Source organism: Paenibacillus thermotolerans (assembly GCF_028745515.1).
GTDB lineage: Bacteria > Bacillota > Bacilli > Paenibacillales > YIM-B00363 > Paenibacillus_AE > Paenibacillus_AE thermotolerans.
On sequence record NZ_JAQZSG010000051.1, the window covers coordinates 16,656 to 27,380 of the forward strand.

Sequence of the window (10,725 nt, forward strand, 5' to 3'; positions counted from 1 at the left end):
AAGTTGTTTTACAATGGAACGTAAATTTCGATGTTTCAACCAAACTTACCTCTAAAAGCGGTCTGGCTTCTGTGAAAATTCATCGAAAGAAAGTTTGGTTATAACATCAGGAGCCAAAGGAAATTAATACTAATTTGGTTTTCTCCCGATGTTTCAACCGTCCCTTCCGCTTTTTGCGGTCTTGCTGCCTTGAAAAAGTTGTTCTGATATCAGCGGCCGGCCGTGAAAAAGGTGTATGTCAGCATAATGAAAGACGCGGAAATCATAAACAGCGAAAAGATCGCCAAATATTTGCGCATCGGCTGCGGGATCGATTCCCGCCGCAATATGACGATTCCCGCCAAGCAAAACGAAACGATTATAAACGTGATCAATGGACCGGAAGAGCTCATAGACTTCGCTAGCACCTCGCTTCAAGATCCGATGCCGCGTATGGCGCAGGAGCGGATGGGAATTCTAATCAAAAAAACGAAAGGGGTTCTCCTTCCCGTTGAATCCGTCTGTTTTGGAACGAACCGTCGACCGGCTGCAAAACGAACCGGTAAATGCCGATGCGCGTAAGAGGGACCAAGGGTTGACCGTAGGGCAATTTATCCTGGAGCAGTTGTCCGCATGGGGTGTTAAGCGCATCTACGGCGTGATCGGAGACGCCAACCTATTTTTATTAGATGATATAGCAAAGCAGAACAAAATCCAATATGTTCCCTTTTTGGACGAGAACGCCGCGGCGCTGGCCGCCTCCGCGGAGGCGAAGCTGACCGGCCGCATCGGGGTGGTGCTCGGCACGAGCGGTCCGGGGCTCGCCAATATGTTGAACGGGCTGGGCGATGCGTATGCGGACCGTGTCGGCTTGCTGGCGATTACGGGCCAGGTGGGCAGCGACAAAGTCGGCACGCATACGAAGCAATACATACAGCAGCAGCTTGCCGTCGCGCCGATCGCCGCAGACTCGGAGCTGCTATGCGATCCGGACGCATTGCCTCGGCTGCTTCACCAATATCTCGTGATGAGCGCGACACAAGGCTGCGTCACCCATCTATCCGTACCGAAAATGATGTACCGCGAAAAAGTAAACGGAGCCGTCATCCCTTATTCCGCTCACTTGCATCAACCGCTGCTTCCGCCTCGAACGGACGTTGAAGACACGTTTCGAATGATCGCGGAGGCGGAACGGCCGGTATTTTTGCTCGGGCGCGGAGCGGAAGGGTTGACCCGGGAAGCCGTTGCGCTGGCGGAGGCGCTGGGGGCCGCCGTTTCCGCGACGATGCCCGCCAAGCATGTGTTCCCCAACGCCCATGAGCTGTTCGTGGGAGGTCTGGGCTTGGCCGGCTCGGAAGCGACAAGCGTGTTGATGGCTGAGAGCGATCTAATCGCCGTCTTCGGGGCGACGTGGTGGCCGGAGGAGTATGTGCCGCATGAGGCAAGAATCGTTCAGATCGATGCCGCCGCCGGCAATATCGGGGTCGGCCACCCGATTGCGCGCGGGCTCGTCGGCGATTTGCGCGATATTTTGCCGCGGTTCGTGCAGCTTGCGCAAGCGCCCGGCGGGAGCGGGCGGGAACGCGAAGCGTGGCGGCGCCGAATTGCCGCGATTCGAGCGGAGTGGTTTGAGCGCTTGGATGCGGAAACAAGACAGAGCGGCTCGCCGATCGCCCCGCAGCGAATCATGAAGACGATCGCGGAGAGCGTCGACAAGGAGGCGATCATCGCGGTCGATACCGGCGACCATACGCTTTGGTTTAACCGGTGCTTCGAAAACCGCGGGCAGCGCGTGCTCGTTTCCGGACGGTGGCGGACGCTCGGCTTCGCCATTCCGGCAGCGATCGCGGCGAAGCTCTCGCAGCCGGAGAAGCAGGTAGTAGCGGTTGCCGGCGACGGGGGCGTCGTGCAGACGCTGATGGAGTTCAAAACAGCGGCTCGGCTGAACCTGCCGATCACCGTGATTGTGCTGAATAACGGCGCGTACGCGATTGAACTGAACCGGATGGAGCTGGCCGGCTTGGACAAGTCCGGCAGCTTGCTTGACAACCCGGACTTTGCGGCGATTGCGGAGGCGTGCGGGGGGAGAGGATACAAGGCTTCCACCGTCGAGGAATTCGGCAGCTGCCTTGCATCGGCGCTTGCCGACGAATCGATGCCGTCGCTGATCGAGGTGACGACGGCGCCGCTGAAGGTGCCGCATACAACAATGTAAAAAAGCACCTCCGACCGAGACCGTCACGGGGTCTGGCCGGAGGTGCTTATTTGCGTTTCGTTACAGTTTGGAAAATTCGTCGATGATCTGAAGGCGTTCTTCCTCGGTGCCGTCGAACTTGCCCTGGTCGAACCGGTCGTGCACCCAGTGCATCAATTCGGCGCGGCTGTAGAACGTTCGGGAGTCTTCCCCCCACTGATCGCTGATTTCGATCACTTCGATCTCCCTGCCGCGAACTTCGGCATGAATCATATTCCATTTATCTCTTTTGAAAATTTGTACTCGTTTGGGTGCTGCCATGTATTACCCATCCCTTCCTTATACGCGCAATCATACAAAAAACGCCGTCCAAAAGCAACTTTACGAAGGGGGCAGGGCGGATTACTTTACGATTCTCAAAATGTCGTCCACTTCTTTGCGGGCATGCTTCGAAGGGGTTTCGTTCGGATATCCGAGCGCGATAACCATGTTGACCTGACGGTCTTCCGGAATTTCCAAATGCTGCTTCAAACGGTGCTCCGCCAGCAGCACGGGTCCGGTCATTGGGCAAGTGGCGAGGCCGCGCGCATGTGCGGCAAGCATCAGGTTTTGGGCTGCCAGGCAGCTAGATTTAATGCCCTCTTCGCGCCAAATGTCGTCGCTGACCAGTCCGATCGGGTCGAAGATCCGATCGCGGAATTTCGACGCGTAAGGTGTCGCCAAGCAAATGATGAGCGCCGGAGCGCCGCTGAACGCCGTCGCATAAGGCCCGAAGGAGCGAGTCAGCAGACGGGCTTCCTTCTCAAGGCCGCGTTCCGTCGCTTCCGCCGCGCGCTGGTTCAGCTCCTCCCAGGTCATTTCTTCGATTCGGCGAATCGTATCGCGGTTAAGCACCGCAATGAATTCCCACGTCTGCGAGTTCGTGTCGCTCGGCGCATACCGCGCACAGTCGATCAGCTCGCGGATGTCGTCCTCCGAAACAGGGTCTTCCTTATATTTCCGCACGCTTCTTCTGCCATGAATGATCTCTTTCACCATCGAATACGTCATAATGTCGATCAGTCCTCAACGAGTTAGTAGTTGGTACTAATACCTTATCCTAATAATATCGGATTAGGTCCCGAATTACAATTATTCCATGAAAAAGGCCGCCGATTCGTGGTATTATGTTGGTATTAGGGAGGGATGAGGATGAACTCTTTTACTCCGGATCTGCAATTTCACTATGATGAGCGATTGGGCATACCGCTGCCTATGCTGGAACGGGATTGGGACGGTTATTCGCTTGAGGAGCAGTCGGAAATTTTGCTGTATTGGGAAACGGTTCGCGGACGGATTCCCGACCGCATCTTTGCGCTTGAACGGGAAATCGCCAAGCTGCAAAGCCGGATGGACAATGAGGAGAACTTCGAAACGGTGTGCGACTTAGGCTGGGAAATTGCAGGTTTGGCGAGCGCCATCAACGATCTTTGGATCTATTTCAGGCTGAACCAGGACGTTGCGGCGAAAGGCCATCATTAGCTATACTGAATGAGAACGTTTGGCGCAAGGAGAGGGAGAACGCCGATGCACTACACGCATATGGTTCCCGTGAAAAATATATGATGGTAAACGATATTCGAGAGATCGCCTCGCTGCTTCGAAGCAGAGCGGGCGGCGGACGGCTGGCTCCCCGGAAGCCGTGGAGAGAGGACGTTTCCGGCCGGATCGGCCGCATTTCGTTCGGACCGGATGCCGAAAGCCAAGCTTTGAAAGCCGGCCTGCTGCTGTGGAACGACGATTTGGACGCTTCCCATTCGATTGCGCAAGAGATCGAGACCTCGACCGGAAGCTTCTGGCACGGGATTATGCACCGAATGGAAGGCGATTACGGCAACGCGAAATATTGGTTCCGCCTGACCGGCGCCCACCCCGTCTTTCCGGCGATTGCCGCGAAAGCCGCATCCAGAATCGCCGGCGGCCCGCCGAAGACGCTGCTGGAAGGCGCCGTGCGCGACGGGAAGTGGAATCCTTATACCTTCGTCGACATTGTTGAACGCGCGGTAAGAGAGCAGCGCAGCGGCGCAGTGCCGACCGGCGCGGTCGAAATCGTCGAGACGATCCAGAAGGATGAGATAGAAGCGTTATTAAGCTTTTCTTTTCAGCAGGTGTTTGGGGGTACGCTTTTTGATCCGGACCAAGGGTAACGCAGCCGGCGCCCCCCTGGGACCTCTCTCGCTTATGCTTCGAATGTACAGGCACGTGCTGCCCGAGGTTTCCGTCCAGCTTGACCTTTGGCGGAAGCGTGCGGAGACGATCCCGCATCCCGAGCTTAGGGAGCAGGCGATCGCCAGCATGACGGACAAGAGGTTTCACTGCCAGGGCGGAGCGGTATACGCCGCAGCAAACATGACATACAAGCATGTGCTTGTCCCGTTGATCGTCGCTTTCCAAACGATCAGCGATTACTTGGACAATCTGTGCGACCGCAGCACGTCGCTTAGTATGGACGACTTCCGCAGGCTGCATTTGTCGATGCTGCATGCGGTGGATCCGTCTGCCGCGCTGGCGGATTACTATGAGTTCCGCGAGGAGCGGGACGACGGCGGTTACTTGCAGTCGCTTGTCAAAACTTGCCAATCGTGCATCTGTTTGCTTCCTTCTTATGCGACGGTTCAGCCATATGTGAAGGAGCTGGTAGGCTTGTATGCGGATTTGCAGGTGTACAAGCATATCCGGCAATCGGAGCGGGAAGCGGAGCTGTTGCAATGGTGGGAGTCCCACAGCGACAAATACCCGCACATCGGCTGGAACGAGTTCGCGGCCGCCACCGGTTCGACGCTCGGCGTATTCATGCTGTTTCTCGGCGCATCCGAGAAGGAGCTGAGCGGCGAGGAAGCGGGCCGGATTCGCAGCAGTTATTTTCCCTACATATGCGGATTGCATATTTTGCTCGATTATTTGATCGACAGGGAAGAGGACCGCATCGGCGGGGATTTGAATTTCTGCGAATATTACGACAGCGACGCGCATGCCGCCGAACGAATCGGCTGGATCGCGGAGCAAGCCCGCAAGGAAGCCCGGCAATTGAAGGACGGCCGGTTTCACCTTATGATTGTAGAAGGGCTGCTCGCTTTATATTTATCCGATCCGAAGGTGAAGAGACAGCAAAGCGTCGCCGCGATCACCCGGTCGCTGATGAGGAACAGTCCCTTGATGCGTCTGTTTTTCTGGGCGAATTCCGTTTGGATCCGCAGGAAAGACGGCGTGCGCTCTCCTCAAATTCAGAAATCGGGCAAAATGAAGGGCAATTCTTAATTCATATAGAGAAGCTTCAACCTAACAAACAGGAGGAAATCATACGATGACGGTGAAATCGATTGCAGTTTTAACAAGCGGCGGCGATTCGCAAGGGATGAATGCAGGCGTGCGCGCGGTCGTTCGCAGCGCATTGTTTCACGGACTGAAGGTTTATGCGGTGCAGCGCGGTTATCAAGGCTTAATTAACGACGACATTCGCGAAATGGATATTCGCAGCGTCGGCGACATTATTCAGCGCGGCGGAACGATTTTGCAGACGGCTCGTTCCAAAGAATTCATGACCGAGGAAGGCCAGCGCCGGGCGGCGGAAAATTTGCGAAAGCGGGGCATCGACGGTCTCGTCGTCATGGGCGGCGACGGATCGTATCAGGGAGCCAACAAGCTTGCAAAGCTGGGCATCAAGGTGATGGGCCTTCCCGGCACGATCGATAACGATATTCCGTTCACGGATTTCACGATCGGCTTCGATACGGCGGTTAGCATCGTCGTCGACGCGATCAACAAGCTCCGCGATACGATGACGTCGCACGAACGGTCTTCCGTCGTTGAGGTCATGGGCCGCCATTGCGGGGACATCGCCCTTTATTCCGGCCTCGCCAGCGGCGCGGAAACGATTCTCGTTCCGGAGGTACCGTACAATCTGGACGACGTCGCATCCCGGATGAAGGCGCACTTCGGCAACGGAAAGCGCCACAGCATCATTATCGTTGCGGAGGGCGTCGGCAGCGGCGAGGAAATCGCGCAGGGCATCATGTCCCGCAACGGGCTGGAAGCGCGCGTTACCGTCCTCGGCCATATTCAGCGCGGCGGTTCGCCGACGCATAACGACCGCATCCTGGCAAGCCGCCTCGGCGATTTTGCAGTGCGCCGCTTGATCGAAGGCGATTCCGGCAAAGGCTGCGGCATCATCAAAGGCGAGCTGGTCGCGACCGACATCGAGAAGGTGGTCACGACGAAAAAACCGTTCAACCACGAATTGTACGAGCTGGCGCTCCGGCTTTCGCAGTAAACGGTTCGTAATAAAACTATATCATACTGCTTCCATCACACCCGCAGCACGGACAAAATTTGATCCGTGGGCGGGTTTCCTTTTATTTTGGCGGCAATTCGGCCTTCCTTGTCGATGACGACGACCGTCCGCTGCTGCCCGATGATGCCTAATATTTTGCCTATGCCGTAGGCCTTCCGGATGCGTTCGCCGGTGTCGGCGATCAGCGGGAAGTCGTAACCGAACTTTCCGGCGAATCGGCTGTGCTTTTCGACATCCGCCGGGTTCACGCCGAACACGGCAGCCCCCGCTTGCTCGTAATCGTGCTTGGATTCGCCGACGGCACAAAGCTGCTTCGTACAAGTCGGCGTATCGTCCATCGGATAAAAAATGAGCACGACGGGACGCTTCCCCAAAACATCCTGAAGCTTAACCTTCCCCATGGTGCTGTCCGCCTCGAACGCCGGCGCCGGGTCTCCGATGTTTACCATGCGAATTTCCTCCTCCATCGTTATAGATTCATTTCGATTACGGAAACGGATGCCGGCTTCGACCGGTACGTCGCAGGCGTGCACCCGAACCGCTGCTTAAAAAGCGTGTTGAAGTAGCTGACATTATTAAACCCTACATCGAGGCTGATCTCCATAATTTTTTTGTCCGTTTGCTTCAGCAGCGCCGCCGCTTGCTGCACTCTGTATAAGTTAATGAAGTCGATGGGGCTTTTGGCGGTAATCTTTTTGAAAAAACGGCAAAACGACGATTCGCTCATCGAGACGAGTCCGGCCAATTGTTTGAGCGCGATCGGCTCATGGTAGCGGCTCTCGATATATTCCACAACGGTTTTGAGACGCTCGATCTTGTAGCTTCCGTTTTCAGGCTTTCTCAGGTCCCGGGAGATCGGGCTGCCGAGCTGAAGGAGCTTGGCAAGGCACAAATAAAGAAGCCCTTTCGTCGTTAGCTCATACATGGGCTTGTTCGCCCGATTGGTCTGAAACAGCTCGCTCAGCATGGACAGCAGCTGTTTTTCGGGCTCCGTAGCTTTCGTAATATGGGCGGGAACCGAATACTTTTTCTGAACGAGGGGATGAATGTACCGGTCTCGGACGACGTCGAACGAGCCGCCGCCCAACAAGTCGGGATGAAATACGACCGCTAAAAACGAACATGGCTGTCCGCCTGCGACATAGCCGGAATGCAGCTCGCCCCCGTTTACAAAGATGGCCTCCCCTTCTCGCACCTCAAAATCGTTCACGTCCACCCGAAATACGGCCCTCCCTTCCGTCACCATTAAAAACTCGAGCTCGTCGTGCCAATGAAGGTCGAGCAGCGGCTGCTCCGGCGGACACGTAATTTGATAGATGCTGACGGGATAAATCGGGTCGCCGTGGAGGCGTTTTTCCTTCAGCTTGTCTATGTTCATGCCTTGCCCCCTCCTTCAATGGCGTGCAGCAGGATTGTTGTTGGCGGTTATATGTCAAAATCGTGATATAAATAGGCAAAATGGATACAGAAATACGGACAAGTTGTCAATATCATTATAGGTAAAGAAAAGGAGGGAGCACAATTGAAATTTAACGACGGTTACTGGCAAGTGAAGGAAGGCGTGCATATGCAGCACCCGGTCGATGTCCGGGACGTGAAGATCGGCGCCGATGAAGTTTCGGTTTATTCCGCAACCCGAATGATTCATCGAAAGGGCGACACGTTGAACGGAACGATGCTGACGGCCGAGTTCAGCTCTCCGATCCCGAATGTCATGAAGGTGAAGTGGATCCATCACGCCGGCAAGCGGCAGGCCGGTCCCTATTTCGATATTTACGCGAGCTCTGATGTCAAGCTTGACGTTTCGCAAACAGAGGAGCATGTAAAGGTTAGGAGCGGGGGGTTGACCGCCACGATTCGGAAATCGCCCGCTTGGGGGCTTGAGTTCGACTTCGGCGGCAAACGGCTCACCGGCACGGCGAACAAAGGCGCCGCCTATATCCAAGACAAGGACGGCGCCGCTTATTTCCGCGAGATGCTCGATCTCGGCGTAGGAGAGCAAATCTACGGCTTAGGTGAGCGGTTTACGCCGTTCATCAAGAACGGACAAGTCGTCGATATTTGGAACGAAGACGGGGGGACGAGCAGCGAGCAGGCGTATAAGAACGTTCCGTTCTATTTGTCCAGCGCGGGCTACGGCGTATTCGTGAACCATCCGGAGCGGGTATCGTTCGAAATCGGCTCCGAGGTCGTGTCGAAGGTCGGCTTCAGCGTTCCGGGCGAGACGCTCGAGTATTATATCGTCGGCGGCGAGACGTTGAAGGACGTGCTCGACAACTATACGAAGCTGACCGGCAAGCCGGCGCTGCCCCCGGCATGGTCGTTCGGGCTTTGGCTGACGACGTCGTTCACGACCGATTACGACGAAGCGACCGTGAACAGCTTCATCGACGGGATGGCCGAGCGCAATATTCCGCTGCACGTGTTCCACTTCGATTGCTTCTGGATGAAGGAGTATCAGTGGTGCGACTTCGAATGGGATGCGGACATGTTCCCGGACCCGGAGGGTATGCTTCGCCGCCTGAAAGACCGAGGGCTTAAGATTTGTGTATGGATCAATTCGTACATCGCGCAGAAATCGCCGCTGTTCAAGGAAGGGGCGGAGAAGGGCTACCTTGTGAAGACGAAGGACGGCGGCGTTTGGCAATGGGACAAGTGGCAAGCCGGCATGGGCCTCGTCGACTTTACGAATCCCGAGGCGGTCCGCTGGTATCAGAGCAAGCTGAAGCGGCTCATGGACATGGGCGTCGACTGCTTCAAAACGGACTTCGGCGAGCGCATTCCGACGGATGTCGTCTATTATGACGGATCGGACCCGATGAAGATGCACAACTATTACACGCAGCTTTACAATAAAGCGGTGTTCGAGCTGCTTGAGGAGCACCGCGGCAAGAACGAAGCGATGCTGTTCGCGCGCTCGGCTACGGCCGGCGGGCAGCAGTTCCCGGTCCACTGGGGCGGCGACTGCTCGGCGAACTACGATTCGATGGCCGAGTCGCTGCGCGGCGGCTTGTCGCTCGGCCTGTCGGGCTTCGGCTTCTGGAGCCACGACATCAGCGGCTTCGAAAAGACGGCGCCTGCGGATATTTACAAGCGCTGGGTCGCGTTCGGACTGCTGTCGTCCCACAGCCGCCTGCACGGCAACGAATCGTACCGGGTGCCGTGGCTGTTCGACGAGGAGTCGGTCGACGTGCTGCGCTGCTTCACGGAGCTGAAGAGCCGACTGATGCCGCATCTGTTCGGATACGCGGTTGAGGCGGCGACAAGGGGCATACCGATGATGCGCGCCATGGTGCTCGAGTTCCCGGACGATCCGACGTGCCATTATTTGGACAGACAGTATATGCTCGGCGAGCGGCTGCTGGTGGCGCCGATCTTCAACTCGGAGGGTACGGTCAAATATTACGTTCCGGGAGGCCGCTGGACGAACGTCATGACGGGCGCGGCGATCGACGGAGGCAAGTGGGTGGACGAGACGCACGGTTATATGACCGTTCCGCTGCTTGCCCGGCCGAACAGCTTGATCGCCTTCGGCCATAACGATCAGCATCCGGATTACGATTTCGCCGACGATGTGACGCTTCACCTGTTCGAATTGGAGGACGGAGGCGAGGCTCGAACCGTTGTGTACAATCGGGACGGGCAAGCGGAGCTGACGGTGGAAGCGGTTCGCAGCAGGGCGGCGATCGTAGTGAAAGCATCGGACAGCGCAGGGAAGCCGTGGCACGTGCTGCTGCGCGGCATCGGCGCTGTCGCTTCGGCGGAAGGCGCTGCGGTTGAGCGGACGGAGCAAGGGGTTAAGCTTACGCCTGCGGCCGGCGTATCGGAATTTACGGTTCGGTTGTAGGGTAGGTTTGCGAGTTTTTAGAATGAAACGAGGCTTGGAGCCGGTTTTCGGCTTTAGCCTCGCTTTTTTGCGTGGTACACAATTCAAACCCCTGTTACATAACGGCCTTTTCCTATTCGGCGGATTCATGCTCATGCGGCGGTGTACTTTTTATGAAATAAGCACACTGTGGGTTGCTAACTGCCTATTTTTCGGGTTCCGTAACAAGTTAGCCACACCATGAGTTGCTATAGACTCCAAAATCCGGGCCAAGGAGGGAGAAATCGTGAAATTGCAACTTCAGGTGTGGCTAAAACATTTTCGATCCCCGTTTTGGGCCGGATAGCAACCTGTAGTGCACTAGCCTTGCATAAAACCTCACACACCAATTTTCAC

At 56.2% G+C, this 10,725-nt stretch carries 11 protein-coding genes; 6 read left to right on the forward strand and 5 right to left on the reverse strand.

The features are described from left to right. Positions 1 to 209: 209 nt before the first annotated feature. The gene (locus PT964_RS24490; RefSeq protein WP_274365994.1) at positions 210 to 392 is read right to left on the reverse strand and encodes a hypothetical protein; all 183 of its coding nucleotides are present in this window, start codon (positions 390 to 392) and stop codon (positions 210 to 212) included. 98 nt (positions 393 to 490) lie between these two features. On the opposite strand from PT964_RS24490, the gene PT964_RS24495 reads away from it, so the two are divergent. Beyond that, entirely contained in the window at positions 491 to 2,194 is a 1,704-nt protein-coding gene (locus PT964_RS24495; protein WP_274365995.1) for a thiamine pyrophosphate-binding protein, read from the forward strand. Positions 2,195 to 2,254: 60 nt separating this feature from the next. Here the strand turns inward: PT964_RS24495 and PT964_RS24500 are convergent, their stop codons facing one another. Continuing rightward, entirely contained in the window at positions 2,255 to 2,494 is a 240-nt protein-coding gene (locus PT964_RS24500; RefSeq protein WP_274365996.1) for a hypothetical protein, read from the reverse strand. An 81-nt stretch (positions 2,495 to 2,575) separates the two neighbouring features. After that, entirely contained in the window at positions 2,576 to 3,223 is a 648-nt protein-coding gene (locus PT964_RS24505; RefSeq protein ID WP_274365997.1) for a nitroreductase family protein, read from the reverse strand. 141 nt (positions 3,224 to 3,364) lie between these two features. On the opposite strand from PT964_RS24505, the gene PT964_RS24510 reads away from it, so the two are divergent. The 4 genes from PT964_RS24510 (at position 3,365) to pfkA (ending at position 6,482) form a co-directional block, all read left to right on the forward strand. Continuing rightward, positions 3,365 to 3,694, forward strand: coding sequence for a hypothetical protein (locus PT964_RS24510; protein ID WP_274365998.1), 330 nt, complete (start codon positions 3,365 to 3,367; stop codon positions 3,692 to 3,694). 80 nt (positions 3,695 to 3,774) lie between these two features. Beyond that, positions 3,775 to 4,359, forward strand: a complete 585-nt coding sequence (locus PT964_RS24515) for a hypothetical protein (RefSeq protein WP_274365999.1) — start codon at positions 3,775 to 3,777, stop codon at positions 4,357 to 4,359. 34 nt (positions 4,360 to 4,393) lie between these two features. Continuing rightward, the gene (locus PT964_RS24520; protein WP_274366005.1) at positions 4,394 to 5,470 is read left to right on the forward strand and encodes a tetraprenyl-beta-curcumene synthase family protein; all 1,077 of its coding nucleotides are present in this window, start codon (positions 4,394 to 4,396) and stop codon (positions 5,468 to 5,470) included. Positions 5,471 to 5,516: 46 nt separating this feature from the next. Next, a complete protein-coding gene (gene pfkA / locus PT964_RS24525; RefSeq protein WP_274366000.1) occupies positions 5,517 to 6,482 on the forward strand; it encodes a 6-phosphofructokinase in 966 nt (321 codons plus the stop codon). Positions 6,483 to 6,517: 35 nt separating this feature from the next. Here the strand turns inward: pfkA and PT964_RS24530 are convergent, their stop codons facing one another. Both PT964_RS24530 and PT964_RS24535 read right to left on the reverse strand, forming a co-directional pair. Continuing rightward, positions 6,518 to 6,952 (reverse strand): peroxiredoxin, encoded by a 435-nt coding sequence (locus PT964_RS24530; protein WP_274366001.1) that lies wholly within the window; start codon positions 6,950 to 6,952, stop codon positions 6,518 to 6,520. 20 nt (positions 6,953 to 6,972) lie between these two features. Then, entirely contained in the window at positions 6,973 to 7,881 is a 909-nt protein-coding gene (locus PT964_RS24535; RefSeq protein ID WP_274366002.1) for an AraC family transcriptional regulator, read from the reverse strand. Between the two features lie 144 nt (positions 7,882 to 8,025). Here PT964_RS24535 and yicI point away from each other — a divergent pair, with 144 nt between their 5' ends. Then, entirely contained in the window at positions 8,026 to 10,350 is a 2,325-nt protein-coding gene (gene yicI, locus PT964_RS24540; protein WP_274366003.1) for an alpha-xylosidase, read from the forward strand. Positions 10,351 to 10,725 lie beyond the last annotated feature (375 nt).

Excerpts from the sequence above, each read along its gene's own strand:
- PT964_RS24490 (WP_274365994.1), bottom strand. The coding sequence starts at position 392 with ATGAGCTCTTCCGGTCCATTGATCACGTTTATAATCGTTTCGTTTTGC.
- PT964_RS24500 (WP_274365996.1), bottom strand. The coding sequence starts at position 2,494 with ATGGCAGCACCCAAACGAGTACAAATTTTCAAAAGAGATAAATGGAAT.
- PT964_RS24505 (WP_274365997.1), bottom strand. The coding sequence starts at position 3,223 with ATGACGTATTCGATGGTGAAAGAGATCATTCATGGCAGAAGAAGCGTG.
- PT964_RS24510 (WP_274365998.1), top strand. The coding sequence starts at position 3,365 with ATGAACTCTTTTACTCCGGATCTGCAATTTCACTATGATGAGCGATTG.
- PT964_RS24515 (WP_274365999.1), top strand. The coding sequence starts at position 3,775 with ATGATGGTAAACGATATTCGAGAGATCGCCTCGCTGCTTCGAAGCAGA.
- PT964_RS24520 (WP_274366005.1), top strand. The coding sequence starts at position 4,394 with ATGCTTCGAATGTACAGGCACGTGCTGCCCGAGGTTTCCGTCCAGCTT.
- pfkA (WP_274366000.1), top strand. The coding sequence starts at position 5,517 with ATGACGGTGAAATCGATTGCAGTTTTAACAAGCGGCGGCGATTCGCAA.
- PT964_RS24530 (WP_274366001.1), bottom strand. The coding sequence starts at position 6,952 with ATGGTAAACATCGGAGACCCGGCGCCGGCGTTCGAGGCGGACAGCACC.
- PT964_RS24535 (WP_274366002.1), bottom strand. The coding sequence starts at position 7,881 with ATGAACATAGACAAGCTGAAGGAAAAACGCCTCCACGGCGACCCGATT.